Here is a 26,219-nt window from a genome sequence, read left to right as displayed (position 1 = left end):
CCTGCTGCACGTCTGTTAATGATCGTGCCTTCATGGATAGGTCGCTTTTTTTGTGGCATTAGATGTGCTGGCTCATCGACATCAAGCCACTTGTACATGTGTCGCAGGGCTTGAACTGCATAGAAAAATTCGTCTGCTGATCAGTAGACTCGCACGTAATCGTTCCTCCGTGCCGCTCAATGATTTCTTTGCAGACGTATAAGCCAATTCCAGTACCGAGCTCCTTCGTTGTGAAAAACGGTTCAAAAATAACCGAGAGCAGGTCAGGTGGAATTGGTGATCCATTGTTGGAAACGGTAATCAAGGACCTGTCAGGCGTTTGGGACACCTCAATGACAATCTCCTTATCACCTGTTTTTTTATGTAACGCATCCAGCGCATTGGAAATGATGTTGATAAACACCTGCTTCATCTCATCCTTGTAGCCTTTTAGTTGAAAGGTGGGATCGATACTGCATTTGATATCCACATTCACGTCAACGATATTCGGATAGAGGAAGGAAAGAATCTCATCGAACAACTCCCAAACGCTAAAAACCTCCATTTGCTTATAGACCGCTCCTTTTTTCGAGACCAGCAAAAACTGCGAAACCCGATAGTTCAATTGCCGCAGCTCATTTTCAATAATCTCTACGTAAGGGAGATTCGGATAATCTTCTTTCAACAAACGAGAGAATCCCATAATGGAAGTAAGCGGATTTCGGAATTCATGGACGAAGCTGGACGCCATTTGCCCCAGGATCGTGAGCCTGTCTTTGTGAGAACGCTCGATAAATAGCTTCTTCTCTTCCAAATCGTTGTCTTTGAGGTCGGTGTATTTGAAAACAGCGTGAACCAAAAAGACATCAAAGCATTCGTTTATTTTCAATAAGGCAGGCATTAAAGCGGCAGGCGTAAACGGACCTTTTTGGAGTAGATCGATAACCATTTCTCGGCCCATGCACACGTTGGAAACGAAATCGCCAATGTTGGTCTCTGCCCGGTTTCGTTCATATGCGACCTTGTAAGCCAATTCTTTAATATCCTCAAGAGTGATTTCCGAACGAAAATATTCAATAACCATACGATACAGTGCTCGCCCATTCAGATGGATCAATCCCTTGTATTGATCACTGTCCGAAACGGCAATTCTTCGCTTGAATTCTTTCACGATCGTTGCCTCGTGCTCGCCCAAATATACTGCCAAGTCATCCATCGGCATCTATCCCCACTCCGAATAATAGGCAAATCCCCTTCCAACCTATTATACTATTATTGTTGTTAATTAACTAAATATTTTTACTATTTTAACGAAAAAGAAATAGCAAAGGGAAAGGAGCTACTTGTCATCGTAGCTCCTTTTGCATACTACGTATTACTTATTTTTATAATCGTCAAGGTTGCTCCAGCCCCTGTCAGAAGGGTAGCTGATCCCAATAATCCAAACAGTTGCAGCGTGATTGTGGCTCCAGCGGTGAGAGGGGCGATGACGGTATTATTGAACGATGAAAGTGATACAGCTGGTGCGATGATAGTTGGCGTGTATGGAGTCCCATTTATCAAGATCCTCGAGCTAACCAGTAAGGCAGCTGTTGTATTAATGGAATACGAAATTAAATAGTTGCCTGCAGACGGAACTGTAAATACCGTATTAGCGCCATTCACCGTAATGCCACCTGCTAACACCTGGTTGTTCGGTAGAGGGATATTCGTTCCTCCTAGAACTACTGCTATGAGAGCTCCTGTGGTATTGGCCCCGAAGGCGTTGATGTTGGTGAAGACTGTACCTGTCGCTCCGGTGGGGCCGGTCTCTCCGGTGGCTCCGGTCGCTCCGGTGGCTCCGGTCGCTCCTGTCGTTCCGGTCGTTCCAGTGGCTCCAGTCGATCCAGTGGCTCCTGTCGTTCCGGTCGCTCCGGTCGTTCCAATGGCTCCGGTGGCTCCAGTCGTTCCGGTCGCTCCGGTCTCTCCAGTCGTTCCGGTCGTTCCGGTCGCTCCGGTTGTCCCAGTCGTTCCGGTGGTTCCAGTCGTTCCAGTCGTTCCAGTCGTTCCAGTCGTTCCAGTCTCTCCCGTGGTTCCAGTTACTCCGGTAGTTCCAGTCGTTCCAGTCGTTCCAGTCGTTCCAGTCGTTCCAGTCGTTCCAGTCGTTCCAGTCGTTCCGGTTGATCCTGTTGTCCCAGTCGTCCCAGTCGTTCCGGTGATTCCAGTCGTTCCGGTTGATCCTGTCGATCCAGTCGCTCCTGTTGCCCCAGTCGTTCCGGTTGATCCAATGGCTCCTGTTGTTCCTGTTGTTCCTGTTGTTCCTGTTGTTCCTGTTGTCCCAGTCGTTCCGGTGATTCCAGTCGTTCCGGTTGATCCTGTCGATCCAGTCGCTCCTGTTGCTCCAGTCGATCCGGTCTCTCCAGTGGCTCCTGTTGTTCCTGTTGTTCCTGTTGTTCCTGTTGTTCCTGTTGTTCCTGTTGTTCCAGTGACTCCAGTTGATCCGGTCTCTCCGGTTGATCCAGTTACCCCGGTTGCTCCGGTCTCTCCGGTGGTTCCAGTCACTCCAGTCGCTCCAGTCGCTCCAGTCGTTCCAGTCGTTCCAGTGGTTCCAGTGGTTCCGGTAATTCCCGTGGTTCCGGTTACTCCGGTCTCTCCCGTTGATCCAGTTGCTCCGGTTACTCCGGTCTCTCCCGTGGTTCCAGTGGTTCCAGTGGTTCCAGTGGCTCGGGCACCAGTCTCTCCAGTTGTTCCCGTGGCTCCGGTTGGTCCGGTCTCTCCGGTTGATCCAGTCTCTCCAGTGGCTCCGGTGGATCCAGTTGATCCGGTTACTCCGGTCTCTCCCATTGCTCCGGTGGTTCCAGTTGTTCCAGTTGCTCCGGTCGTTCCTGTGGCTGCCGTCTCTCCAGTTGTTCCCGTGGCTCCGGTTGGTCCGGTCTCTCCAGTTGATCCGGTCTCTCCCCTAGTTCCTGTTGATCCAGTCACTCCGGTGGTTCCGGTCTCTCCCGTTGCTCCGGTTGTTCCAGTTGCTCCAGTCGCTCCCGTTGATCCGGTTGATCCAGTTGTTCCCGTTGATCCGGTTGATCCGGTTGATCCGGTTGATCCAGTTGATCCTGTTGTTCCGGTCTCTCCAGTGGTTCCGGTTTCTCCAGTCGCTCCGGTTGTTCCAGTTGATCCAGTCGCTCCCGTTGATCCGGTTGTTCCAGTTGATCCAGTCGCTCCCGTTGATCCGGTTGATCCAGTTGTTCCCGTTGATCCGGTTGATCCAGTTGTTCCAGTTGATCCAGTTGATCCGGTTTCTCCGGTCTCTCCCGTTGCACCTGTCGTTCCTGTGGCTGCCGTCTCTCCAGTGGTTCCCGTGGCCCCGGTTGGTCCGGTCGCTCCCGTAGTTCCTGTTGCTCCAGTCACTCCGGTGGTTCCGGTCTCTCCCGTTGATCCGGTCGCTCCAGTGGTTCCGGTTTCTCCAGTCGCTCCGGTTGTTCCAGTTGCTCCAGTCGCTCCCGTTGATCCGGTTGATCCGGTTGATCCAGTTGTTCCCGTTGATCCGGTTGTTCCAGTTGATCCAGTTGTTCCGGTTGATCCCGTTGATCCCGTTGATCCAGTTGTTCCCGTTGATCCTGTTGTTCCAGTTGTTCCAGTTGTTCCAGTTGTTCCAGTTGATCCAGTTGATCCAGTTGATCCAGTTGATCCAGTTGATCCTGTTGCTCCGGTGGTTCCGGTTGATCCCGTGGTTCCAGTTACTCCAGTATCTCCCGTTTCTCCAGTTGTTCCAGTTGTTCCAGTTGTTCCGGTGGCTCCGGTTGATCCGGTTGATCCTGTTGTTCCTGTTGTTCCGGTCTCTCCTGTTGCTCCGGTCGCTCCCGTTGATCCGGTGGCTCCGGTCTCTCCTGTTGTTCCAGTCGCTCCCGTTGCTCCCGTTGCTCCCGTTACTCCGGTCTCTCCCGTTGCCCCAGTCGCTCCGGTTGAACCAGTTACTCCGGTCTCTCCCGTTGATCCTGTTGTTCCAGACTCTCCCGTGGTTCCAGTTGCTCCAGTTACTCCGGTCTCTCCCGTTGCTCCTGTCGTTCCTGTGGCTGCCGTCTCTCCAGTTGTTCCCGTGGCCCCGGTTGGTCCGGTTGGTCCGGTCGCTCCCGTTGATCCAGTTGATCCTGTTGATCCTGTTGATCCAGACTCTCCCGTTGTTCCTGTTGATCCAGTTGATCCAGTTGATCCAGTTGCTCCCGTTGCTCCGGTGGTTCCGGTTGATCCAGTCTCTCCTGTTGCTCCCGTTACTCCGGTCTCTCCGGTTGGTCCGGTCGCTCCAGTTGTTCCAGTTGCTCCAGTTGATCCGGTGGCTCCGGTTGATCCTGTTGTTCCGGTCTCTCCTGTTGCTCCGGTTGATCCGGTTGTTCCGGTCGCTCCCGTTGATCCGGTGGCTCCGGTCTCTCCTGTTGTTCCAGTCGCTCCCGTTGCTCCCGTTACTCCGGTCTCTCCGGTGGTTCCCGTTGATCCTGTTGTTCCTGTTGATCCAGACTCTCCCGTTTCCCCAGTCGCTCCGGTTGAACCAGTTACTCCGGTCTCTCCCGTTGATCCTGTTGTTCCAGACTCTCCCGTGGTTCCAGTTGCTCCTGTTACTCCAGTCGCTCCGGTTGTTCCGGTCTCTCCCGTGATTCCAGTTGATCCGGTGGTTCCAGTTGCTCCTGTTACTCCAGTCGCTCCGGTCTCTCCGGTTGTTCCGGTTGTTCCAGCCTCTCCCGTGGTTCCAGTCGCTCCGGTTACTCCGGTCGCTCCCGTTGATCCGGTGGTTCCTGTTGATCCCGTTGCTCCAGTTGTTCCTGTTGATCCAGACTCTCCCGTTGCTCCAGTTGCCCCGGTCTCTCCGGTTGATCCAGTCTCTCCTGTTGCTCCCGTTACTCCGGTCTCTCCGGTTGTTCCGGTCGCTCCGGTGGTTCCCGTTGATCCTGTTGTTCCTGTTGATCCTGTTGTTCCGGTTGATCCAGACTCTCCCGTTGCTCCAGTTGCCCCGGTCTCTCCGGTTGATCCAGTCTCTCCTGTTGCTCCCGTTACTCCGGTCGCTCCGGTTGTTCCGGTCGCTCCGGTGGTTCCCGTTGATCCTGTTGTTCCTGTTGTTCCAGACTCTCCCGTTGCTCCAGTTGCCCCGGTCTCTCCGGTTGATCCAGTCTCTCCTGTTGCTCCCGTTACTCCGGTCTCTCCGGTGGTTCCCGTTGATCCTGTTGTTCCTGTTGATCCAGACTCTCCCGTTGCTCCAGTTGCCCCGGTCTCTCCGGTTGATCCAGTCTCTCCGGTGGTTCCCGTTGATCCTGTTGTTCCTGTTGTTCCAGTCGTTCCCGTGGTTCCAGTTACTCCGGTAGTTCCTGTTGTTCCAGTCGTTCCAGTCGTTCCAGTCGTTCCAGTCGTTCCAGTCGTTCCAGTCGTTCCAGTCGTTCCAGTCTCTCCCGTGGTTCCAGTTACTCCGGTGGTTCCTGTTGTTCCTGTTGTTCCTGTTGATCCTGTTGATCCGGTTGATCCGGTTGTTCCGGTCGCTCCCGTTGATCCGGTGGTTCCAGTTGATCCCGTTACTCCAGTCGCTCCGGTCTCTCCCGTTGCTCCTGTTGTTCCCGTTGTTCCTGTTGTTCCCGTTGTTCCCGTTGTTCCCGTTGTTCCCGTTGCTCCCGTTGCTCCCGTTGCTCCCGTTGCTCCTCTCGCCCCAGTCGCTCCCGTCGGACCTCTCGCTCCAGTTGCTCCCGTCGGTCCAGTTGGCCCTGTTGGCCCCGTAACCCTCTTTACCGGACATTCAGAAGCATCCAGCACCGCTTCCAGCTTCTGTTGCAAAAGCAGGTCTTGCTTTGTCGTTGCTTCGAGCATGTCCCGCACACTCTTATTTAACGCGAGCAAATCCGAAATGGTGGCTCCTGGTCCAGATAGCCCGGGAATTGTCCCGAGTGCATACTGAATTTTTTCAGCTTCCGCATTTAAAATATGACTAAGCCCCAACTCTTCCATAGCTAAAGAAGACAACATTAAATTGAGCGCATCGTCACGCCCTATCTGAATAGTCGGGATGATATTCGGTATATTTGGAAATGACATGATTCTCCTCCTCTTTGAAAAGGATGTTTCCCCTCCTCATGAGTTGTTACACAAGAAGCCGTGGCATACTTTTTTCCCAATCACCTGAAAAAGTATTGGACAAAAAGAATGGCACTTACAGACAACTACGAGAAAATAGAAGGAGAAAGGAAACCGTTGCTCATTCATTAGAGGAATCAATACGAGGAGTAATCGTTATTGAAGTGCTTTACGAAACCATAAACGGGGTCTTTGTTTTCATTCATCCTCTTCCTCCAAAAAAGAAGCCATCCCCCTTAATCTAAAAAGGGATTCCAACAAACTGACATGCAGCTCTTACCAGTAACGGATGGAGAATCTCCTTCTTTAATCAACGGGGATCGATTCCATTTTTGTAGAGAAGACCCGTGCAAATAACAATTTCCCAAATACAATACCTACAACCAAGAAGGAGTATAGCCATCTACTGTTCTACCCAATCCAGTTGCTCCAGTTTTACAAAATAAGCTTCATTGTACGCTACACTTGGATGCGTCGGGTAATACAGCTTTGCCATGTCGTGATGAATTTTTGCCTTTCGTTGATCCCCGATCCGATCGTAGCAGTAGCATAGTTGTATATGCGGCAGCCACGTCCATGCCGATTCATCTACCTTCCCCATGGAACCGTGTGGCCGCTCCAATAATGTCGCTTGCCGGTACCAATAAATGGCCTTCGGGAAATCCTGCTTCTCCACAAAAAAAGCCCCCATCCTGCAGCAAATCTCCGCACGCGGAAGGTCAATCGCAAGTGTCCTGGTCAAAGATTGAATCTGTTTTTCAGGTTGCTTCAAGTGAGCGTAACACTCTGACTGCTTCTGACACGCCCATATTTGATCCTCGATCCAACCCAAACCTCCGTCCAAAAACAACTGATACTGCTCAGCCGCCTCTTCGTACCTCGCATGATCGAACAATTCATTTGCAAAATAAAATTGGTCACGCGGATCAAAAACTTCGCCTTCTTCCTTGCGCCTTACATAGATTTGCAAATTCCGGTCTGTATACGGCTTATTTTTTTCGTGAGTAATGGCGATTTCACTGTGCAGAATTTCCCCCGCGACAGCCAAATACTCATGGACCGCCCCATGCCAAACAAAGTTACACTTCCGTCTGACGAGGCGATTTCTTCGCAAATAGTGAACGGGCTTCCCTCGCTCATCTACCATTAAGTGGTACGGCATCGAGACACTGTCGTAATCAAAATTGTCCAAGGCCTTCAGTGCTGCAAATCGTTCCCGATCCACTTCCAAAAGCACATCATCCGCATCCAGCCAAAAAATGTACGTCATCTTGGCTTGCGCAAAAGCAAAGTTACGAGCTGCTGAAAAATCGTCCACCCAGGTAAAATCAAACAGATGTGCACCATAGGTCAATGCAATTTCTTTGGTTCGATCGGTCGACCCTGTATCGACAATGATGATTTCATCCACCAAATCGTAGACCGTCGACAAGCATCGACCGAGTGATTCTTCCTCATCCCGAACGATCATGCACAAGCTAACCGTGAACATGCAGATCGCCCCCTCCCCAGAAAATCATTTTCTCAACATCCTATTTCCTTCCTTCCCCCTTTATGTATCCGTACTTTCATAACCATCACCTCGCACGAATATGGTGTAACAATATGTTCTACAACACCGAAAAGAAGGTGATCATCCAAATGAGCCCGCCTCTCCTTTCCCTATGCATGATCGTCAAAGACGAAGCAGACCAGATCGAAGCTTGTCTGTCCAGCGTGCATATGGTGGTAGACGAGATCATTGTTGTCGATACAGGATCAACCGATGGTACACAGGATATTTGTCGGAAATACGGAGCGAAAGTTCTGGAGATTCCTTGGGAAAACAGCTTTGCGAAAGCGAGAAACGCCGGATTGCAGGTTGCCAAGGGAGAGTGGATTTTATGGCTGGATGCGGATGAAATCGTACAGGAAGAAAAAACGGGGGTGCTTCGTCAGGCTGTGAGTGCGAGCAAAGGCGACGCCTTTTTTATGAAAATGATCCATTACACTGGATCGCAAAAGGTGCAAGCTTCGCACCACTCCGCCTTCCGATCCGGGCAAATCCGCTTATTTCGTAACAAAAAAGGGTTCCGATTTGTGCGAGACATTCACGAAGTGCTTCAATGGCCGACCACCGTTTCTAGGGATCTCGCCGTCCCTTTGCTACCTGTACATATCCACCATCTCGGATATATGGAAGATGCCGTTCAACGAAAACAAAAAGCTTTGCGCAACTTGAGGCTCTTACGTCACGAAAGAAAGCAATCCAAACAAGACCCGTGGTGCGATTACCATCTCGCAAACGAATTTTTTCGCGCTAAACAATTGGAGCATGCATTTACACTAGTGAATCAAGCAATGAAAGGCTTTTTGACCACCAAACAACCTCCCCCGTCTATTTGCTACAAGCTGAAATTCGATATTCTTTTCCAGCATGGCAGTATGCGCGGAGCATGGCCGGGGATTGCACGAGCTATTCAAATCTACCCCAATTACGTAGACCTTCATTTTTACAAAGGCGTTTTCCTGATGGAGCATGGTCTGTATGCCGAGGCGATAAAGGCTTTCGAGTATTGCTTAGAGATCGGGGACAATCAGTGGGAGCATTTTAGTGAGCAAGGAATGGGGAGCTTTTACGCTTTTCACTTTTTGGGACGATGCATGGAGCGCATGGGCAAGGCACATGAATCCCTTGTCTACGATTACACAGCAAGCTCCCTACATGCTTCGCACTTCGCACAAAAGCGAGAGGTGGTGCTATGAGCGTGAAAACAAGTGTGCTAATCGGAAGTCCAGTTTGTCAGAAACCAGATGTTCTCCGGATGTTTTTGTTTTCGTTAGAAAGGCTGTCGACCTCAAACTTGACGTTGCACTATTTGTTCGTAGATGACAATAACGATCCACTTTCGAGCAAAATTCTTCAAAACTTTGCAGAAAAACACACGGGACAGGTCGACATTATCCCCGCTGCTGGTAGCCTGCATCCTTACACATGCGATGAAACGACCCACTACTGGAGCGACGCACTCGTCTGGAAGGTCGGTGGATTCAAGGACGAAATGATCGCCCGCGCCAAACTCCATGATTACGACGCCCTCTTCCTCATTGATTCGGATTTGCTTCTCCAGCCAACTACTTTGGAAGTTTTGCTCGCCTCTGAAAAAGAGATCATATCTGAAATCTTCTGGACGAGCTGGACACCAGATACTGTCCCCGTCCCACAGGTGTGGCTCAAAGACGAATACACCCAATTCGAATGCGCACGCCATGAACAAATTTCCTTAGAAGAACAATACTTACGGAAGTACGCTTTCTACGGACAACTCCGTGTCCCCGGCGTATATGAGGTAGGTGGTTTAGGGGCTTGCACCCTCATCCGCAGAAAAGCGCTGCAGGCTGGCGTCAGCTTTAAGCAAATTCCAAATCTGAGCTTCTGGGGCGAGGACCGTCATTTCTGCATCCGGGCTCAGGCTTTGGGTTTGTCCCTTTTTGTGGATACACACCATCCCGCTTTTCATCTCTATCGGGAGAGTGACTTTGCGGAAGCGCGAACCTGGATGAAGCAAATCTACGGCTCCGCTCCTTTACGCGTCAAAACCACTCGTTCTCCTGTCGTCAACAATACAATCCCCCTTGGAAACTAAACCATTATATGGTATATTCATTCCACGTCTATTTGGATGGAAAGGTACGGTAACTACGTATGCCAACAACTACTTTGTAATGGCCTAAAAAACTGGATAGCTGGCCCTTCGGAAAACAAACTGTTTTTCGCACAGGTGCAGTCTGCCCTTTTTTCCCATTACAAAGGAACGTAACGAAATCTGTAGGTGTTTATCCTGACGGAGGTTCGCTATGGGGAATCTCCGTTTTTTTGTGTCCAAAAAACAGGCCTGCCCTACAGGACATCCAAATAGCAGGTGCGTTCCTTTCACTTTTTACACGAGGTGAAGGACCATGCATATCATCGAGCATACGTGGGTTTTACGTGAAATTCATGAAAATCAGCCAGTGCGGCGACATTGCAGCAATTGCGGGCGAATCGTTCTCTTTTTCGATACCAACATCCGCCGCCACAACGCTAACGGCAAAAACATCTATCGCTTCGCTATCTATAAATGCGAAAAAAATCATACGTGGAACGAAAAGCTAGCCATCTACAAAGCCTTTACGGATCATCGGGAGGTGCCAGATACGGAGTTTAGTGAAGAAATAGCGCCGCTGCCTACTCTCCCCTTGCATGAATACCAGGAAAAGGGCGTTCAGGAAGTGACGATTCGGATTGAGCGCGCAGAGGCTCGCTTCAGACTCGACAAGCTGCTGTCTGAACAGATAGAAGGCTGGAGCCGCAGCGAGATTGTCCGCAAGATCAAGGACGGGCATATTCGTCTGAATGAGCAGGAGACGAAGCCAAGCGCTGTATTGAGTGCAGCAGATATCATTCAGATTTTGATTGAGTAAAAGTATGTATGGGAAAAGTCGCAGACAATATCTGCGGCTTTTTCTTTTATTTCTTTAATACGACCATTTTTCTCGGCTCGTCCCACTCCACTTGCAATCCAAGTAAGGCGGCAAGCTCTCTTGTTTTCGCAAAAGTAGTTCCCTGGTCGTTTACATAGGAGACTTCCTGTCCGTTCACGGTCACTTTTTGCGTGGAAGGCTCCCATTCCACTGCTCCACCCACTGCCTCCGCAATCATTCGGATGGGTACATAGGATACATCATCGATTAATTTTCCAGTGGAAGTAAGTGTCAGCTCAACTGCGCACTTATCCACATCAGGCTGTGGTTTTTGTGGATAAGCTGTGAGAAACCTGTGGACATCCTGTTGAAACTTTGCCCATGCGTCCTTCGCTGACATGCCCGTATATGTTTGAGCGGTCGTATTGACGACAAAAAAGGCCGGGCAGTTTTTCCCTGTAATGTCGTAATGACGCCACAGGTGCTCGACTCCCCAGCCATGTCGTTTCAAGATATCCGCAGTCAGTGCCACTGTTTGCTCGTACATTTTCTCATAGCTTCCATCTGCATTGACGCACATTTCAATCCCAATCGTGCAGTTGTTCGGGTAGTTGCTCAATTTGCTCAAGGCGGCCTGTGAATAAGTTTTCGCCCCGACGTGGTAGCCCATCTCGTCCTCGGGCAGACAGCGAATGATTTGTTTGTCGTCTACGATGTAGTGTGCGCTCGCGACTGTCGTTGGTCTGTTGAAGTAGTTTCGGTTGGCGGCGGCATTTGCACCGCTGCGTTCGTTGGCCGTCCAGTGGATGACGACTCCTTTTGGGACGATTTTCTTTTTCGGGCGGGAATTTTCGTTGGTCAGAAGCATCTCGGTGATTTTCATTGTTTACTAGGACTCCTTTCGTTTGGCTCGCTCAGCCTTTGCCTTGATTTCGGCGCTGACTAGTCTCTCGACGGATTTGGGCATCGGCCAGCCTGCGCGGTGGGCATTGGCGGTCAGGCTTGTCCAGGTGTGGTAGATGAGGCCGAAGGTGACGCCGTAGAATAAGAAGCCTGGTGTACCCATGACGCGGTCTAGGAGATTGGCTACGGCTGGTAGGGCCATGAGGAATAGAGTGCGTGGGATTCGGGACAGGCCGTAGTCGGATGAGTAGGATTGGTCTTTTTTGGCGGCGGAGATGCCTGTGATCCAGTCGAGGGCGATTAGGAAGAAGAGGACGATTAGGATGTCTTGGCGGTTGGTGCCGTATAGATAGTGAAAGGCGGGCGACACGATTGCACCTGCTGTTGTCGCCCAGGCGTTTGCTGGGGTTGCGATGCTTTCTAGGCTGTGTAGGGATTTCATGGTGTGTCTCCTCCTTTAAGTCCCTTATAAAGGAATAAAAATAGCCCCGCTAGGAACGGGGCGAGCTGTTGGTCTTCGTGATAGATAGCAGAGTTTTCCATAGGAAAGCGCCTCTCCTGAGTAGGATAAGGCGCTCTACATGCTTTTCTGTGGGTGTGTCATGATCTCTGTTTTTTCTGGATCTGTGATGTGCTTCTTGGTGACGGCGATTGTCAATTCTGCCTCTGTCCACGCTCCATCTTCCCAGCGCATTTTGCAATAAGCGTACAGTCTACTTGCCATTTTCCAATCCCTCCGTGTAGTTGATTATGTGAGCAAGGTGGCGTCAATCGCGTCTTGTGTCACTTTAAGTTTCGCTTTAAGGTCTGCAATCTCTTCGTCTTGTGTTAGTGGTCGGTCTGCATACTCGTAATAGTATTTTTTTGTGCCAAGATCGATATATATGGTTGCTGTTTTTCCTGTCACAGCCTCCGGGGATGGTTCATTCTCAACGATAACCCCGGAATCAATAACCTCTTGTGGCAAATCTGTTGCAACATCAAGATTGATAATGCTCGAAACCATGTTTTTGTCATTGGTTTTCTTGTGCAAAACCAAATACATAACACTCACCCTTTCAAATGTACTTTCACAAGGCTTTGACCTGCCATGAAATCGCCTTGTGTCTTTTTGGCAGGAAAATAAATAACCTTACCTTGTTCCTCGTAAACGGGTTGCTCCAAAATATTGAAAGCAGATATGCATGGATTTATAACAGTGAAATTGGCCGGATTCACGGTAAACATTTCGCCATAACCCGCCGTACCCGCATAGCCACACACCAACATTTCCGCATCGCTAATTTTGTAAAAAAAACTCACGCCCGTGACTCTGCGTGCGAATGTTTGAAGTGAACTGTCGGTAAAGACTCGGTATTCATTACCGCTATTCAATACAAAATACTCCGAGCCGAATTTTCGCATTGTCCCAATCGTTTGCGTGGAATAGGATGTAACCATTCGCTCGGCCTGTTTCGCCCCGGTTGTCATATTGTAATATGACATGATGCCATTTGCGGAATGCCCTATATAGACAAATCCATCTTCAAACCCAGCAATGATAGCGCCATTGCCATTTGAAGTGCTAATGAGCGTTGTCCATACGATATTTCCGCTTGTGTCGATTTTTCGGAGATTCGCATTTTCAACGGTATACAACGCGTCATCCGGCCCAATCCTCCAATCTATCCAACCGTATCCCGCGCTTAGATTCCTGACAAACGCGCCTGTCGTGGCATTGTAAACGGGTTGGTGTCTGGTTGATCCGTTGAAAATACTCATGACTAGATAATCACCAATGAAAGCGCCTGAAATTATGGCTGATGTGGTATCCGGGTAAAACCCTACGCCGAATTGACTTGAAAGGTTAATGCTGCAAATAAGTTGTTTTGTTCTGTGGTCATAAACATCAACCACCGAAAAAGACTCGCTGCGCCTTTGGGCGACTTTCGTTTTTCCTACAGCGACCACGGGGTCTGTATCTGTCGTTTGTCCATGAGTAGTCCGCCGCATCCTTGTTGCGGAAACTAACATTTCTTTTTTAAAATCAAATTTTCTTCCTCCCACACCTACACCATGTGCAGCCATCAAGTTCGAAATGTTCATCGTTTAACCCCCTTTCTTATCCAAATGATGTGTAATCCCCGTCACTGTCATAAGCGAGTGGCATTACTACCGAAATAGCCTCTGTTACTCCGTCATTCTTGTATCGTTTGATCGTCATAGATGGGTAATTCCCGTTTGCGTCCGGTGTTCCGTTTAGGGTCGTTCTCATGAAAAGTGTTGTTCCGTCGATTCTGTAATGATCCACCTGACGAAACTTCCCGTTTGCGTCTTTAAGGCTACGGATAGTCTTGTTGATTCCTAACATATCAAAGTTCATGAATTGTATCGCCGCTATTCCTTCTTCGGCGCGAAGGATGAATCTTTGTCCATTTTCCGAAACTACATCCAGACGATCTGATTCGGCATTTATCGCCGTTCTCTGTCCGATTGTTTCAGAAATTTTAGTCCCGTTCAATAACGCGAATTCTTTGATGGCGTCGATTGATCTCCCAGCAACGTGTAGGGCTGTTTCGGTAAAAGTAAAACTTCTCGTCCAGTCCCAATCTTCTCCATCAACTGTACCAGACGGAGCGATAACGAAATCATTACTGTTTTCTGTTTTGTGTATCACCCAACTCTTTCGTCCTGCTGCCTTGACGATGAACGGGAGAAAGCTAGTGCTTTTGATCGACCCTGTGAAATTCGCTCCACTTTCTAGCGCATATTGCGTGTGCGGGTCGGCAGCTGCAGTATGAGCATCCAATTTCGCTTGAGTACCTGTAGCCTCACCAGTAACGCTGAAAGCTCCTTTCCCTTGAACATCCAACCGAGGAATCTTATTTGCCCCATTCGCAGCAACTTCCGTTTGCTTAACAAACATATCCTTCGACACGATGTTTCTACTATCAACCGAAGTAATGATAGAATTCGCATCGGTGGCAAAGTACCACAGTTTGCATTTAGTATCGGCGATTGCCTGAGAAGGAGTGTTTTTCAAAACCCCATCTGAATCCAAGTAAATATACTGACCTTGCGTGGCACTTAACTTAATACTCCCTGCATTTACTTCAAAACGCACACCATTTACATAAGCCACCCCTGCTGTCCATTGAGCTGTTAATCCACTTGCTGAAAACTCTAATCCTGAAATCACCGGACTACCAATTACTGTCTGCGCCAAGGCCTCAGTAAGTACTTGCGCGTCAGCAATCCCTTGCTCCATTTTATTCATCCGTGTTGCCGTTACCTTTGTTCCTTGCTGTACTACATCCCCCGTTACGGGGTCAACAATATGGTCAACCCAGGTCGTCTTTTGATAAGCCACTTATACCACCTTCACTTCCAGAGAAAATTCAAAAGCAACCAACAGCCCGCTGTCACCCTTTACCACCTGCATGTTTTTAATGGCTAGAGCGTTGCCCTCACTATCCACTAATACCGCGGACTGAATGCGCCCTTGAGCCTGTACATCGTCTAAGTAAATATATTTGGTTACTTTGAAGCCATTTTTAATTGTTTTGTAGATCGGATAGGATCGTAGCGTACCGTCTACGTTAATCAATGCTCCTTTAATCTGATTACTTAAATCATCTCGCAACAATTCTAGTAACCGATTTTGAATGATAGCCAAGCCTTACACCTCCCCTTCTGGATACATCATGTTTGTTAGCGGATAGTTCACCGCATGAAAACGGGTAGCCTCAGCAACCTGCACCGTTTCTCGGAAAATGCGTCCTTCCATGTCGTCTTCAGGGTAGACCATTCCACAGATTGGATATTCAACCTCAATAAACCGAGTTGGAGCCGAAATAAGGATATCTTCACCTCTGCTGTTAACTGCCACCCTGCTACTATTGACATGCAAAGGCCGTATCCACTCAAAATCCTTGGACAATCCAACAGCATTAATTGGTTGTTCCGCTGAGAATTCGAAAACAATCTCCTTATTCGGGAAATCCTCTGTTACTTTCTCTAGCTCTCCAGCAGCTTGCCCCATTGCTTCTAGTACAGGTAAAGTAAATGGCGACCTAGCCCAATGCTTTCTTTGAATGTTTTTACGTCGCTCTTCAATGGACTGCAATTGTTTACTGCCAAAGTAGATCCAATCCCAAACATCCATTCCCCAGGTTGCTGACCAAGGGCTAAACTGTTGCAGGAGGTCCTCGCGCTGAGAATGGAAAGTATCTAACGCTGTACCCGCACCTTCCAAGTGGTATTCCGCCACTTCATTCTCATACCATTGAGGAGGAAGCATCCGCCGATAGCGCTCTGGAATCATGTCTTCACCACCACGGTTAACGTCGCCACAGAATCAGCAGGCACCGTCAAGTTCACTTCCCCGTCATTTAAGGTGTAGCCTGTAAAATCCGTCACACCATCCACGAAAAAGAGCGCACCGATCTGCTGGTATACGATCTGCGAACGCCCTTTTAAATAGGTTTGGATTTGCTTGATGATCTGTTCTTGAATCTTTGCCAAATCTGCATCTGGACGCGTAATCACTTTGACATTAACAGCTACCGGAAACACTTTTGCAGGATGGATTTGGAGATCGTGCAGCGCACGTCGCTTGTCTTCCAGCTTCGTCCGTACTTGTTGTGCCAGCTCAGGTGTAGCTGGCTGACCAGCCAAGTCCGTAATGTACACATCAATAGACAAATCGTGTCGTGCTTTCTCGACGGCGACTGCTCCCCCTACGCCCTCAACATTTCGGGTCCAGCGTTCATAGTCTTGCCTGCGTCCGTCCCCTTCTTCTGTTCGAGCCCTGTCGATCAGCCTTTGTCTGTAGACATCGTCCTCTTCTGCCACATTCCTTTGCAGTCCAAAGAATACGCCGATTGCATCCAAAAACTCTCCGTCCGCCCAAGGAAGGAATCTCTGTAGAAATCCATATTCCAAAAGCTGCTGCTGATCGCTGATTTCCTCCGCAATCGGGTAGCCCAGATCATAGTAAATTTCCCCTTCCTCCGTAGCAGGCGGCGTATCTCCGCGCTGCTCAGCCAATTTTGCCATCCGGTTCGCCATCCGTTGATAAATCTGGTCAGCCGTCTCCCGAAGTATCGGCATCTCCGGCTTCTCTAACGTTGCCATGCATCCACCTCCATTCTCGTCGAACCACGCGTCCCAGCAATCTCCACATGCAAAATAACCCGATTTCCCTCAAAGCGGATATCGAGCACCTCCGCGCGTTCAATCTCACTGTGCGCTTCCAGCGCTTCTTGCACCTGTGCCTTAATCACAGACAAGGACAGCGCAGACCTCATCCTCCCTTTGTCGGACAAAAAATCCACGCCATACCGCTCCGAGTAGATCGCATAACGGAACCGCCTCGTATGGAGGATCTTTTTCAACGTCTCCTCCAAGTACTCTACGTAAGTCGTAGTGCGCAAATATCTGCCGTCTGGTCCCTGCTTCAACTGCTTCGTTTCCCACTCGAACCGATATGTCCACGGAATCGGCAGCTCGGTTCCTTGCGCCAATATCTCTTCTCTCCCTTGCAACTGCGGAAACATCATTCCACCACCCCAAGCAGGAGGTATTGCTCGTTGGTGCATCGCAACAAAGCTACTTTTTTGCCCACATCTTCTGGCTTTAATTGGGCAGAACGCAATGCCGACAGCTCATACGGCTCCAAGGGTGTCGGGTCCTCGTCCAGCTTTACAGACAAGGGCGAGAACGACAAAAGTTTGCCGAATTCCCCTTGCGTATTCTCGATGCCGTCCTGTGCGTGCCCTCGCAGTTTTGCGATAACCGAATGCATCTCTTACGTCCTCCTTTCCAATTGGAGATCCATTGTGTATTGACCGCCCTGCCAACGCGCTTGGCAGCTAATGACGATCCAATCTGTGATCGTTTTATTGTCTTTTTCCATAATCTTGATGAGCCAGCCCGCACGAAGCCTAGCTGCATTTTCATCCTCGTGCCTGACCGATATCGAGCGTGTCTTGGGGATTTTGGACAACTCCGCAAGCTGCTTGGCTGCCAATCCAGCTACGTTTTTGTCCTCGCCTGCGTCGATGACTTTTTGCATGCGCCCGATTTGTTTGACCAGGTTATCGTTTGATTTCGTTGCACTGCTCACGACCCGATCATCTCGGTAGTGCTCTACTGTCACGACTGTGTAAACATCCTCGATACTTTCACCCGTCGAACTGCTTGCGAGCAAGCTCGCCTTGAACATCGGTATGATGCTGTTTTTGCCCTCGGGGAGTACCGTCAGCTTGTCGCGCTGGTATTGCACGAAATAGCGGATACCTGTCTTTTCGTACGCTTGCTCTGTCAGTGATGTAAAGAGGGATGTATATGATTGGGACGAGATTCTCTCCTTGACCGTAAAACCGAACGACGGGCAGCTAAATTGGATACCTGCCGACTTGATGATTCGTGCAAGCTCTGTCCCTGCGTCCCCGTCCAGCTTGAGTCTGGAAACTTCGTTTTTTTGCAAATACCAGCCCAATTCGTATGCTGTGGCGGATAAATCGCCTGTCCGATCGTCTCGGTCAAAACGAACGAGTGGACCATGGAAAAGCTGCTGGGATTCCTTGAGCTCTGCACCCGTAAAGAGCATCAAAAAACCCGCCGATTGCAACGGCGGGCCTTCCTTGATTTTCACATCACAATTTTGGGCGATTTGTCCCCTGGCCGAGGACCAGGAAAGCTCGATAACGGCCGGGGTCAGGTCATAGCGGGTTTGTTCTTTTCCGTAAATGACTCTCATTCCATCCCCTCCGTTACATTCTGTTTTCTCTTTCCAGCTTTTCGTGAATCATCATTCGCCTGTCCTCGGATTTTCTGCTGTCTATTTTGGGGACTGATTGTTGTTTCTTCGTCTTTTTGGCTACCTTCCCGCTCGTATTTGGACGAGCTGGCTGCTGTCGCGTGATGACCGCACCCGGGGATAAAAGCTGCGTCTGATTGCTCCACGTAATGAATTCATCTTTGACATACAGCGGCAAATCAATCGAGCCGTGAAAATCGACGTTTTTTCCAAGAAATTTGCCATCGCAAGGCCCAATGAGCACATTCCAAGCCAAATCAAGCTCGTCTATAGTCAAAAGTGCTTCTGAACCCGTTAAACGATCCAATCCAGCAAGCCACTGTCTCGGTCCTTGATAGCCCTGCACCTCGACATAGGGAGCCGTACTGTCTCCGGGTAAGATGAAGTCAAAAGAGATGGACTTTGGACGTCTGGAAGAGATGCGATTGCCGGACAATAACGTAATCGATGTCGTGCTTTCGATGTCGTTGCCGTAGCCACGAAACTGGATTTCCGCAGGAGTTACCGGAAACGTCAGCCTATATTTTCCCTGTAGACCGATCATGTCGTTACCCCTCCCCTCGTCTCTATTGCATCCAGCAGGGAGCGCTCGATGATGTCCTTGATTCTCTGCGCGACAGATGGATCACTGAGCATTTTTAACATGGTTGGGATATCTTGCAATACACCTTGTACGTGCAGTGGAATCGATACTTGCGGAATAGCAATGGAGACAGGCTGCGGATTTCCGGTTGAGTTGCCAACAGGCGAGTGATTCGGAACAGGAGGACCTGCTTGAATTGGTGGTTGCATAGTTGCAGACTGCGCAGGAGTCTTGTCCTGCCACCATGACTTGATCCCATCGTATAGGGCTCCACCCGCCGCTGATCCACCCATGCCACCAATAAGACCACCAACTATCCCCCCGATTGCTGTACCAATCCCAGGTAACACCGAACCAATAACTGCTCCTGTAGCCGCTCCCGCTGCTGCCCCTCCCCAGCCACCAAGTGCTTCTGCCCCTACTTGTGCTGCAGTATCCAGCTTGTTCGCTGAGCCTGCAATAGCTGTGACGCCTAATAAAGTTCCCAGAAGAGGAACCCTTCTGAGTCCTCCTTTCAGCAATTGTTTCCAGCCACCTTTGCTGGCAGCTTTACCAGCCTCAGCATGATTGCCGCCACTATCTGGTCCGGGCTGATTTCCTGCAGAAGAGGTAGTTGGCGCACTGTTTTGGTTTTTGTTTTTGCCGTCAATTTTCCCCGCTTGTCCTTGAGGACCGTCACTATTCGAAGCAGATTTTTCTCCTGTTGGAGGGCGGTGATCCGGAGAACTTTTTTTCTTTGATTTCTTTTTAGAAGAAGGGCTTTGTGTGCCATCGCAACAACAGCAGCAGTCTTTTCCACCAGTCGCTTCTTGAGGAAACTTTTCTTTGGTTGTCCGAAGATCTTTGATTTTTCTCAGTTGAGATATTATATGGTACAGAGCACTGCCAAGGATTAGTAATCCTCCGGTAAAAATCGCAGTACTTTTTATCGACTCGTCCAAAGAGTTAAACGAGCCCATTACTCCTTCAGCTGCTTTCGAAATCCCTGTATTTATCCCAGACATTTGTTCTGCGTACTGAGTCGCGATCTCGATGGCCTCGTTTCTCGCCATCGCTTGTGCCTGCCCAGGTTTAAAATAAACATCATTCTGTGCGGACAGTTGATGCGCATTCACCGCTTCATTCCCGACTTTATATGGGCTCTCTTTCCCCATTTCCGGCACAAAAGCCCCTGTAGTTATATCTTTTACTTCTCGCAGACCCTTCGCCACGTCAACTCCGGCATCGCCTGTCAAAGTATCGAATGCACTTTGTTGTAACGTCTTATCCTGGATGCTAGAAAAAGTCATCAGGAGTTTTCCAAGGGCGATATTTATTGTTTCTTTCTCCCCCGTTGCGAGACTTCGATTCAGCGTTGCTATATCTTGGGCAGCCTTGGCCTTTGCATCCTTCTTATTTTGAGCCTTGTAATGTTTCTCAAGGATTGCGGCGAGATCACCATTATCCGACATCTTCATCGCATTCTCATACAACGCACCATACGTTTTAAAATCATTCAAAAGGTTCCCGATTGAGACAAAGGTAGCGGACATTTTTTCAGGCGTATTCAGCAAATTGCCATTCTGAAGGTTGAAGTGAGCCATAGACTCCACAAATTTTCCAGTCGCGGCTCCCCCTCCCTTGTTGCTTAAATACTGAACGGCATTTGACTGCCTAACGGTACTTTCATCACCAGTAGAAATCTCAATGGAGCTCATCATTTTCATGATTTCATCTTCCGTAAACCTCGTCGTATTTTTCAGCATGCCTGCTTTTTCTGCGTACTTTAAACCATTGGATGCATGCACAAGTTCGGCTTTGGCGATGAGACTGTATGCTTGATCTTTCTTTATATCAGGGTTGAGCTCACGTATGGTTATGGAAGTCTCTTCTATCTTCAGGAGTTGCTCCTTACCTTTGCCACCAACTTCAAAAAGTGTCTTTTCTCTTTCTGTCGCCTGAGCTTCTTGGGCAACCGAACTCAGCGTTGTCCCAACAGCCTTTTCGATCATGGGAGTTAGTGAGCCCAGGAGTCCTTTTGCGAAATCGTCATATTTACCTACTACTCCACTATAAGCATCAAACGTTTCCATCATTGTTCCTGCCATTCTTTCACCTCCTTGTCCTCCCAGATGTCTACACTCAGCAAAACCCGAAAAAAGCCGGGAGACCTACCCCCCAGCTCTTTCCTCGTCCTCCGCCTCAATCATCTGACAAGCAAAAATAAACAGCTTCTGCTTGTACAAATCGACTTCGTACTCGAGTAGATCCGACGGGCGGCCTCTGCCTTTTAAAAAGGCACGGCAAATATGCCAGGCCTCGCCGTCAGATCGGATTAGTTTTTTGCTTCTTCAATAGCTTCTTCTTCCGTCTGGTTTGCATTGACTTCACGGACCGCATTGAGCAGCTTAGTGTATCCCTCTGGATTGTCGCGGAAAATTTTCTCGACGAGCTCGTACTTGGTGCCGACCTTGTACGCTTTCTTCAGCTCTTCCTGATTCCAAGGAAAATCGTGCTCGGTGGCTTTCACCAGACGTGCATCGTTGTACAGGAACCAATCCGTTTTCTCGCCTTTGTCAGCCATGCGTTCGCAATCGCGCAGCTCGGACAAATTCAGTTGGCGAACCTTCCATTCGTCACCGTCGATAGTTACGGTGATTTCTTTTCGCGATGCTTGTTCATTGGCTTTGGCCAAAAATTTCTCGAGTTTGTTTTTGTTCATATGCAAGCACTCTCCTATTCCGTGTAGGTTGGCAATTCATCCAGGTAGTCCGGCTTTTCGATGGACATCCCTTTCAGGTCGTAGGTCGCGTGATCGTTGCCGTCTGCTTTGGCTTCCCACAGCGTAATTTCGTCTGGGTTCAGCACGATATTGGAAATGCGGACGCGTTCGGAGTTGCCCGCTTCCTTGTCCAGTGTCTCGCCGATCAGGAATGGGAGGACTGGGGTCTTGCCTTGCGTCAATTGATCGACGCAGTAGTATTTCAACGCAGCGTTGGTTGCGGTAATTTTCAACGTCACTTCTACATGCCAGTCGTTGACGGTCTGGATTTTTCCTTTTTGCAGACGGTTCGTGTCACCGTACTCTACCTTGAGGACCATTTTGCCTTCCAGGGTACCGAAGATCGGGTCTCCGTTTTCATCGTAAATTTGGCAGTTCTTCAGTTTAATATCGCGTGCAATAGCCAATTACAGCACCTCCCAGTCAATGTCAAAGTATTCGATGGCATCAAGCGGCTTCGCAGACAAGAGGAAACCACGGCGATCCCCGATGCCGTTCTTTTGATCCGTAAATGTCCATCCTGTATCAATCGCGCCCTGCTGCTCGCGGACGGTCAGGTACGCGTTGACAGCAGAAACAAACACCGCGCCGCCCAAATCGTTGTTGCCGAGCTTGCCTTTGTATTTCTTGCCGACTTGGCTGATGTCGTTGACGATCTGATCCAACGTCATGCTGACACGGATTTTTCCATAGTCCTCGCGCTCATGCGTGCCTAGCACCGCCAGCGTATTCACGGCGCTCTCGATGATATACACGTCTCCGTCGCGAGTTGCGATCAGCGTACCAGAGCCGAGTGCGCTCAAAATATCGGTGTGGCCCCAATCCTTGAGCGCTTTTTTCAATGGAACGACGACGGCCGTCAGCGATTCATGCGCAGGTGTCGCGGCAATCATACCCGCTACCCATGCGGCCCACACCAGGCTGCCGTATACTTTTCCGTTGTTGTGTTGACCAGCAATGGCACTATTCACGACAAAACGGGCATTTTGCGCCATAGAACGCTCGATGTGCTTCGCCATGTTCTCGTCATCCGCCACCTTGCCGCCGATCACCAGCGTGCTGAGCTTCTTATTTTGTGTGCGACGATCGCTCATGAATTGTTTCGCTGCCGCTTGTACAGCCGCATCTTCAAAAGGTAGATACATCGTGTCAAAATCAGCACCGGAAACCGCCATGAACAGCTTAGTCGAGTCAGCTGGTGTCAGCGCTACTGTGCCACTTGTCGCTCCTGTCAGAGCTGTTTCTGGCACAATTGCAACGGCAGTCTCGCCCAGCTTTTTTACACGCACATAATAGGATTGACTCGTTTTCGCTGCCAGCTCATTCGCATCCGCAAACGAAAACTTCTCGGTTTGCAGAGGGCCTGTTACTTGGAGTTCTTTTTTGCCTGGCTCGGACGTTGAGGAAGTGATGGCAACCTTCAGCTCGTTACCCACCAACCCTGGATACAGAGCCTCGACTCTGATCGCATCGGCCTGCTCATACGCTGCTTTTGTGGCTGCGCCATTCGTCATGCGGTACGCGAGAATCGTCGCGCCGCCTTCTGCTGCCAGCTCCACGGTATCGACCTTGCCAAATGTCTGAGAAAGTCGCTCCTCAAAGCTCCCCAGCTTGACGAGCTCATCTGGCGCGCCCCACTCTGCTTGATACGGCACCAGTACGACTCCGCTCTTCGGTACTACACGTTCTTTTGCTTTTGCGATCAATTCGACCGTTACACCCGGACGTTCACGTTGAATGGTCATGCTTACACCCCGCCTTTGTATTTGGTCAGTCGGCTCTTCACTTGTCCTTCTGCCAGTAGTTGATCATCTGCTTCAGAAAAAAGAGCACCTGCTACCTCGAACCGTTCGGCTCCAAGGTAAGCGGCGCTCTTGATCCACTCTTGTTTGGTTTGCACAAGCTCTGGGGCCTGTGCTTGTTGTTCTTTTCGTGCCACTATGATCGGACCCCCTCTACATCAAATTCGTTGATTTTGTCTGTGACTGCTCTCTGCACCGCCACGTTGTAGGTGAACTGAAACGCGATTTCCGTCCGGTCCTTTTTATCCCGCCAAATACGCAAGGTGGAGCTGTCGATCTCGATGGACAATCCAGACGTCTTGCCTTGATAGCTAAATTGATTTTGGCGAAGGAGCTCACGCAGCGGTTCTGCTGAAAGCGGCTGGTAGGCACCTGCTACCTTTGGATAGTGGAGGACAATGGCTGCTTCTGAGACCACCTGATAGGAAGTGAGGCTTCTTCCTTCTTCACGGACCCCTTGCGTCAACAGAAACGCGATTGGCGGTTGGAATCTCTGCGCCATCCAATCGTCCACGTTTACAACTGTAGCGAGCTTTGGATACGCTTCATTCACCAGTTCAATGAGAACGGCTAGCTCACGATCCATCCAGCTTCACCTCCCATACTTGCGGTATTCTCTTCTGTCTTCGTCACATGACTCTTCCCCCCACTATTTCACTTCATTTGGCAAGGCATTCACGGCAAATGCCCGCCGAGCAGGGAGCGAGTAGCCTATAGCTTTGAACTCGCCATCGTGTGGCGCCAATCGCCGTTTTCCCCGCTCGCCGAACATTTGAGTCGTCGGCGTACATAAAAAGCCACCCGACAGCTTCATCGGATGGCTCGTATCTCTCTTACTTGTTTCGCTTGACTCAAGTATAACCGAACTGGAGGAAAAACTGGGAAAATGACCCGATGTGTCAGGAAGTGTCAACCTTTGTCAGATTCAACATGCTTGTGAAAATGAAAAGAAGCTGTCTTTATCAGACAGCTTCTCGTTTAGTAAGCCGGGTTCTGTTTTCATTATCCAGTCTGCAGAGCCTGATCGCCATACATCGCCCATGCCATCTTCATCACGGCACTGCGCTTGATTTCATAATACCGCTGTCGGGACACGCCGATTTCTTTAGCAATCAGATTGTTCTTATCGCCATCCAGCAAAGCTTCGACTATCAAGCGTTCCTGCTCCCCCGGAATCGTCTCGACCGCTTGGTTGATCCGCTCGATTTTATCCTGCAGATTTTGCAGCCTCTTCCATTTCCGCTCCCGGCGTGCAACCTCTGCGTGCGTCTTATCTCCATTGCTGCCTTTTCCTTTCGGCATCCCTGCATCCAGTCCGTACTGTGCGACCATTCCTTCCCCTGCTTCACGCAAAAACCGCTGGATGCGCACGATCTCGATTTGCATATAATTGTAGTCGCGAATTTCTTCTTCGGCCTTTTGTAGAAAATCTACGATGGGTGCTTGCTCACTCAGCCGGACGAAGCCTTCTTTTCTAGCGGATACTGTCTTTTTCTGCCCCTTTGCCTCTTGATCCCGCATGTACTTGTCCCACTCCGGGCAAGAATCGATTTTTCCTACGTGCTTATCATGAACCTGGCAATGTGATTTCTTTCCCCAGCACGTCGCCGGACACACCTCGCATACTGCTTCCATGAAAACATCTTTGCTGATCAAGGCACTATTCCCCCTCGGTCATATATATGAAGTCCAAATGATTGCTTAACGGTTTTCGTTGACTCTTGCGCCTTTTCTTAATCTTTGAGACAAACCGATCTGTCCGATAATGACTCCGATCAATAAGACAGCTGCTCCGATTAATGCTGCTTCTATCATTTCGTACGTATCTCCTTTGCATAGACATTTTCTTGTATAATGAAAGAGGGCAAAGAGGATACTCACCAGTTGTATTCTTTGCCCCAAGCCTTTAATGGGGATTCCGATCGTCAGTCGGAGTCTCCTTTTTTTGTTCCAGTTGCTCTTTCTTTTTCTCTTTGTTTGCCTTTAATTGCAGGTTGAACAGATTATTAATCCGAATCTGCAAATCTACCTGCTTAAACGTGACGATTAAAGCAAGGAAGCACACGACAACCGCGAGAACCTGAACGTAATCAATCGTCATCATAGCATCACTTCTCCACTGCGGATCGCTTCGAGCATCGCGGTTTTCATTTCTTGCATGCTCTCTTCGCGAGGTAGTTTGATAAAGGAAGCAAGGTACTCCATGTCGGGAAGCAGAAAGTCGAGGATCGTCAGTACAGCCCGATTATCCCCTGACTGTGCTTTTTGGAGGGTCAGGCTGAACGAGTCAGCTTCTCGGCCAATTGGCGCAAATATTTGTTTTTGCATTTACTCACTCCTTGTCTGGTCATATTCAGTTTTTTGGCTACCTGTTCTTCTGTCATTCCTTGAAGGACGACATGCTTGATAATGATTCGGGCTTTTTCTGGGAGTTGCATCAACACCTCCTGAACATACAGGTGCGACAGGTTGTCCTCGATCGCTTCCGTTCCCCGCATCCCCTCTTTGATCACCGTCTCCCTGTACAAACGCTTCTTGGCAGCGTACTGCAATCGCCAAGCAATCCTCTTGAGCACTTTTCTGCAATGCTCTTTCAACTGCTCATCTGTCACATGCTTCACCTTCTGTCTTTTTCATCCGGAAATAGGAACGTTCGTTCTCTTTGTAGTACAAGTATCTCATACTATGGTAATAAGTTCAAGTTCTTTCCACCAGATTTTTGGAGATAATTTTTTGGTCGATTCTTTGCAAAAACTTCAAAAAAGACATCAAAAAACACGATCTCAAGTGGAGATCGTGCCTGTGTAGAAGTATGAAATTATCCTTACACAACTGATGTCCCTACTCTTTAAAAGTACATAA

At 49.3% G+C, this 26,219-nt stretch carries 30 protein-coding genes; 3 read left to right on the top strand and 27 right to left on the bottom strand.

The genetic code is table 11. The annotated features are described in order from the left end of the window. Positions 1-58: 58 nt before the first annotated feature. The 3 genes from POF51_RS25535 to POF51_RS25525 form a co-directional block, all read right to left on the bottom strand. Entirely contained in the window at positions 59-1,201 is a 1,143-nt protein-coding gene (locus POF51_RS25535) for a sensor histidine kinase (protein ID WP_069852959.1), read from the bottom strand. 146 nt (positions 1,202-1,347) lie between these two features. Next, positions 1,348-6,024, bottom strand: coding sequence for a collagen-like protein (locus POF51_RS25530; protein WP_271756292.1), 4,677 nt, complete (start codon positions 6,022-6,024; stop codon positions 1,348-1,350). Between the two features lie 442 nt (positions 6,025-6,466). Further along, positions 6,467-7,555, bottom strand: a complete 1,089-nt coding sequence (locus tag POF51_RS25525; RefSeq protein ID WP_069851882.1) for a glycosyltransferase family 2 protein — start codon at positions 7,553-7,555, stop codon at positions 6,467-6,469. Between the two features lie 149 nt (positions 7,556-7,704). Between POF51_RS25525 and POF51_RS25520 the strand changes: the two genes are divergently transcribed. The 3 genes from POF51_RS25520 (at position 7,705) to POF51_RS25510 (ending at position 10,506) form a co-directional block, all read left to right on the top strand. Continuing rightward, a complete protein-coding gene (locus POF51_RS25520; RefSeq protein WP_271756291.1) occupies positions 7,705-8,808 on the top strand; it encodes a glycosyltransferase family 2 protein in 1,104 nt (367 codons plus the stop codon). Next, a complete protein-coding gene (locus POF51_RS25515) occupies positions 8,805-9,689 on the top strand; it encodes a hypothetical protein (RefSeq protein WP_069851880.1) in 885 nt (294 codons plus the stop codon). The genes POF51_RS25520 and POF51_RS25515 overlap by 4 nt, the downstream gene beginning before the upstream one ends. Before the next feature lie 313 nt (positions 9,690-10,002). Beyond that, a complete protein-coding gene (locus POF51_RS25510; protein ID WP_069851878.1) occupies positions 10,003-10,506 on the top strand; it encodes a S4 domain-containing protein in 504 nt (167 codons plus the stop codon). Between the two features lie 46 nt (positions 10,507-10,552). Here POF51_RS25510 and POF51_RS25505 read toward each other — a convergent pair whose 3' ends face one another. From POF51_RS25505 to POF51_RS25390, 24 genes are all read right to left on the bottom strand, one after another. Beyond that, positions 10,553-11,389: an N-acetylmuramoyl-L-alanine amidase gene (locus POF51_RS25505; protein WP_069851875.1), complete on the bottom strand. Its 837-nt coding sequence runs from the start codon at positions 11,387-11,389 to the stop codon at positions 10,553-10,555. 6 nt (positions 11,390-11,395) lie between these two features. Further along, on the bottom strand, positions 11,396-11,851 hold the full coding sequence (locus POF51_RS25500; RefSeq protein ID WP_069851872.1) for a phage holin family protein: 456 nt from the start codon (positions 11,849-11,851) through the stop codon (positions 11,396-11,398). Positions 11,852-11,986: 135 nt separating this feature from the next. Then, complete coding sequence (locus tag POF51_RS25495; RefSeq protein WP_170831635.1) at positions 11,987-12,133, bottom strand: hypothetical protein; 147 nt, start codon at positions 12,131-12,133, stop codon at positions 11,987-11,989. A gap of 24 nt (positions 12,134-12,157) precedes the next feature. Further along, on the bottom strand, positions 12,158-12,454 hold the full coding sequence (locus tag POF51_RS25490; protein ID WP_069851870.1) for a hypothetical protein: 297 nt from the start codon (positions 12,452-12,454) through the stop codon (positions 12,158-12,160). Between the two features lie 5 nt (positions 12,455-12,459). After that, positions 12,460-13,494: a hypothetical protein gene (locus POF51_RS25485; RefSeq protein WP_069851868.1), complete on the bottom strand. Its 1,035-nt coding sequence runs from the start codon at positions 13,492-13,494 to the stop codon at positions 12,460-12,462. Positions 13,495-13,510: 16 nt separating this feature from the next. Continuing rightward, positions 13,511-14,758 (bottom strand): hypothetical protein, encoded by a 1,248-nt coding sequence (locus tag POF51_RS25480; RefSeq protein ID WP_069851866.1) that lies wholly within the window; start codon positions 14,756-14,758, stop codon positions 13,511-13,513. Further along, positions 14,759-15,064: a hypothetical protein gene (locus POF51_RS25475; protein ID WP_017251829.1), complete on the bottom strand. Its 306-nt coding sequence runs from the start codon at positions 15,062-15,064 to the stop codon at positions 14,759-14,761. A 3-nt stretch (positions 15,065-15,067) separates the two neighbouring features. Then, positions 15,068-15,712 carry a putative phage tail protein gene (locus POF51_RS25470; protein ID WP_069851863.1) on the bottom strand — a complete coding sequence of 215 codons (645 nt, stop codon included), beginning with the start codon at positions 15,710-15,712 and terminating at the stop codon, positions 15,068-15,070. Continuing rightward, positions 15,709-16,524 (bottom strand): baseplate J/gp47 family protein, encoded by an 816-nt coding sequence (locus tag POF51_RS25465; RefSeq protein WP_069851860.1) that lies wholly within the window; start codon positions 16,522-16,524, stop codon positions 15,709-15,711. The genes POF51_RS25470 and POF51_RS25465 overlap by 4 nt, the downstream gene beginning before the upstream one ends. After that, positions 16,512-16,946: a DUF2634 domain-containing protein gene (locus POF51_RS25460; RefSeq protein WP_069851857.1), complete on the bottom strand. Its 435-nt coding sequence runs from the start codon at positions 16,944-16,946 to the stop codon at positions 16,512-16,514. Before POF51_RS25460 ends, POF51_RS25465 begins: the two co-directional genes overlap by 13 nt. Then, positions 16,946-17,194, bottom strand: coding sequence for a hypothetical protein (locus POF51_RS25455; RefSeq protein WP_069851855.1), 249 nt, complete (start codon positions 17,192-17,194; stop codon positions 16,946-16,948). Before POF51_RS25455 ends, POF51_RS25460 begins: the two co-directional genes overlap by 1 nt. Positions 17,195-17,197: 3 nt before the next feature. Next, complete coding sequence (locus POF51_RS25450) at positions 17,198-18,151, bottom strand: XkdQ/YqbQ family protein (RefSeq protein WP_069851852.1); 954 nt, start codon at positions 18,149-18,151, stop codon at positions 17,198-17,200. Between the two features lie 13 nt (positions 18,152-18,164). After that, positions 18,165-18,755 (bottom strand): hypothetical protein, encoded by a 591-nt coding sequence (locus POF51_RS25445; RefSeq protein ID WP_069851850.1) that lies wholly within the window; start codon positions 18,753-18,755, stop codon positions 18,165-18,167. Continuing rightward, on the bottom strand, positions 18,752-20,881 hold the full coding sequence (locus POF51_RS25440; RefSeq protein WP_069851847.1) for a hypothetical protein: 2,130 nt from the start codon (positions 20,879-20,881) through the stop codon (positions 18,752-18,754). Before POF51_RS25440 ends, POF51_RS25445 begins: the two co-directional genes overlap by 4 nt. Before the next feature lie 227 nt (positions 20,882-21,108). Beyond that, on the bottom strand, positions 21,109-21,495 hold the full coding sequence (locus POF51_RS25435) for a phage tail assembly chaperone (RefSeq protein WP_069851845.1): 387 nt from the start codon (positions 21,493-21,495) through the stop codon (positions 21,109-21,111). A 14-nt stretch (positions 21,496-21,509) separates the two neighbouring features. After that, positions 21,510-21,962, bottom strand: coding sequence for a hypothetical protein (locus tag POF51_RS25430; RefSeq protein WP_007723453.1), 453 nt, complete (start codon positions 21,960-21,962; stop codon positions 21,510-21,512). Continuing rightward, on the bottom strand, positions 21,963-23,300 hold the full coding sequence (locus tag POF51_RS25425) for a phage tail sheath subtilisin-like domain-containing protein (RefSeq protein ID WP_069851842.1): 1,338 nt from the start codon (positions 23,298-23,300) through the stop codon (positions 21,963-21,965). A gap of 2 nt (positions 23,301-23,302) precedes the next feature. Beyond that, the gene (locus tag POF51_RS25420; protein ID WP_016741308.1) at positions 23,303-23,494 is read right to left on the bottom strand and encodes a hypothetical protein; all 192 of its coding nucleotides are present in this window, start codon (positions 23,492-23,494) and stop codon (positions 23,303-23,305) included. Continuing rightward, positions 23,494-23,943: a hypothetical protein gene (locus POF51_RS25415; RefSeq protein ID WP_069851839.1), complete on the bottom strand. Its 450-nt coding sequence runs from the start codon at positions 23,941-23,943 to the stop codon at positions 23,494-23,496. The genes POF51_RS25420 and POF51_RS25415 overlap by 1 nt, the downstream gene beginning before the upstream one ends. 63 nt (positions 23,944-24,006) lie before the next feature. Continuing rightward, positions 24,007-24,171 carry a hypothetical protein gene (locus POF51_RS25410; protein WP_020477556.1) on the bottom strand — a complete coding sequence of 55 codons (165 nt, stop codon included), beginning with the start codon at positions 24,169-24,171 and terminating at the stop codon, positions 24,007-24,009. Between the two features lie 188 nt (positions 24,172-24,359). Continuing rightward, entirely contained in the window at positions 24,360-25,013 is a 654-nt protein-coding gene (locus tag POF51_RS25405) for a hypothetical protein (RefSeq protein ID WP_069851837.1), read from the bottom strand. A 250-nt stretch (positions 25,014-25,263) separates the two neighbouring features. Then, positions 25,264-25,461: a hypothetical protein gene (locus tag POF51_RS25400; RefSeq protein ID WP_017251814.1), complete on the bottom strand. Its 198-nt coding sequence runs from the start codon at positions 25,459-25,461 to the stop codon at positions 25,264-25,266. Continuing rightward, on the bottom strand, positions 25,458-25,685 hold the full coding sequence (locus POF51_RS25395; protein WP_017251813.1) for a hypothetical protein: 228 nt from the start codon (positions 25,683-25,685) through the stop codon (positions 25,458-25,460). The genes POF51_RS25400 and POF51_RS25395 overlap by 4 nt, the downstream gene beginning before the upstream one ends. Next, positions 25,631-25,969 carry a sigma factor-like helix-turn-helix DNA-binding protein gene (locus tag POF51_RS25390; RefSeq protein WP_017251812.1) on the bottom strand — a complete coding sequence of 113 codons (339 nt, stop codon included), beginning with the start codon at positions 25,967-25,969 and terminating at the stop codon, positions 25,631-25,633. Before POF51_RS25390 ends, POF51_RS25395 begins: the two co-directional genes overlap by 55 nt. Between the last annotated feature and the right edge of the window lie 250 nt (positions 25,970-26,219).

This window comes from Brevibacillus sp. AG, assembly GCF_028369215.1.
In the GTDB taxonomy this organism is placed as follows: Bacteria; Bacillota; Bacilli; order Brevibacillales; family Brevibacillaceae; genus Brevibacillus; species Brevibacillus porteri.
The sequence above is the reverse complement of the archived record's forward strand: the minus strand, read 5'-3'. Positions and strand labels throughout refer to the sequence as shown.

Bases quoted from the DNA above. Each gene is read 5' to 3' on its own strand.
- POF51_RS25445 (WP_069851850.1), bottom strand. From the start codon at position 18,755: ATGATCGGTCTACAGGGAAAATATAGGCTGACGTTTCCGGTAACTCCT.
- POF51_RS25455 (WP_069851855.1), bottom strand. From the start codon at position 17,194: ATGCATTCGGTTATCGCAAAACTGCGAGGGCACGCACAGGACGGCATC.
- POF51_RS25500 (WP_069851872.1), bottom strand. From the start codon at position 11,851: ATGAAATCCCTACACAGCCTAGAAAGCATCGCAACCCCAGCAAACGCC.
- POF51_RS25450 (WP_069851852.1), bottom strand. From the start codon at position 18,151: ATGAGAGTCATTTACGGAAAAGAACAAACCCGCTATGACCTGACCCCG.
- POF51_RS25410 (WP_020477556.1), bottom strand. From the start codon at position 24,171: ATGAAGCTGTCGGGTGGCTTTTTATGTACGCCGACGACTCAAATGTTC.
- POF51_RS25395 (WP_017251813.1), bottom strand. From the start codon at position 25,685: ATGCAAAAACAAATATTTGCGCCAATTGGCCGAGAAGCTGACTCGTTC.
- POF51_RS25505 (WP_069851875.1), bottom strand. From the start codon at position 11,389: ATGAAAATCACCGAGATGCTTCTGACCAACGAAAATTCCCGCCCGAAA.
- POF51_RS25490 (WP_069851870.1), bottom strand. From the start codon at position 12,454: ATGTATTTGGTTTTGCACAAGAAAACCAATGACAAAAACATGGTTTCG.
- POF51_RS25400 (WP_017251814.1), bottom strand. From the start codon at position 25,461: ATGATGACGATTGATTACGTTCAGGTTCTCGCGGTTGTCGTGTGCTTC.
- POF51_RS25520 (WP_271756291.1), top strand. From the start codon at position 7,705: ATGAGCCCGCCTCTCCTTTCCCTATGCATGATCGTCAAAGACGAAGCA.
- POF51_RS25515 (WP_069851880.1), top strand. From the start codon at position 8,805: ATGAGCGTGAAAACAAGTGTGCTAATCGGAAGTCCAGTTTGTCAGAAA.
- POF51_RS25530 (WP_271756292.1), bottom strand. From the start codon at position 6,024: ATGTCATTTCCAAATATACCGAATATCATCCCGACTATTCAGATAGGG.
- POF51_RS25465 (WP_069851860.1), bottom strand. From the start codon at position 16,524: ATGGCAACGTTAGAGAAGCCGGAGATGCCGATACTTCGGGAGACGGCT.
- POF51_RS25460 (WP_069851857.1), bottom strand. From the start codon at position 16,946: ATGTTTCCGCAGTTGCAAGGGAGAGAAGAGATATTGGCGCAAGGAACC.
- POF51_RS25485 (WP_069851868.1), bottom strand. From the start codon at position 13,494: ATGAACATTTCGAACTTGATGGCTGCACATGGTGTAGGTGTGGGAGGA.
- POF51_RS25510 (WP_069851878.1), top strand. From the start codon at position 10,003: ATGCATATCATCGAGCATACGTGGGTTTTACGTGAAATTCATGAAAAT.
- POF51_RS25495 (WP_170831635.1), bottom strand. From the start codon at position 12,133: ATGGCAAGTAGACTGTACGCTTATTGCAAAATGCGCTGGGAAGATGGA.
- POF51_RS25425 (WP_069851842.1), bottom strand. From the start codon at position 23,300: ATGACCATTCAACGTGAACGTCCGGGTGTAACGGTCGAATTGATCGCA.
- POF51_RS25435 (WP_069851845.1), bottom strand. From the start codon at position 21,495: ATGAACAAAAACAAACTCGAGAAATTTTTGGCCAAAGCCAATGAACAA.
- POF51_RS25440 (WP_069851847.1), bottom strand. From the start codon at position 20,881: ATGGCAGGAACAATGATGGAAACGTTTGATGCTTATAGTGGAGTAGTA.
- POF51_RS25415 (WP_069851839.1), bottom strand. From the start codon at position 23,943: ATGGATCGTGAGCTAGCCGTTCTCATTGAACTGGTGAATGAAGCGTAT.
- POF51_RS25535 (WP_069852959.1), bottom strand. From the start codon at position 1,201: ATGCCGATGGATGACTTGGCAGTATATTTGGGCGAGCACGAGGCAACG.
- POF51_RS25470 (WP_069851863.1), bottom strand. From the start codon at position 15,712: ATGATTCCAGAGCGCTATCGGCGGATGCTTCCTCCTCAATGGTATGAG.
- POF51_RS25525 (WP_069851882.1), bottom strand. From the start codon at position 7,555: ATGTTCACGGTTAGCTTGTGCATGATCGTTCGGGATGAGGAAGAATCA.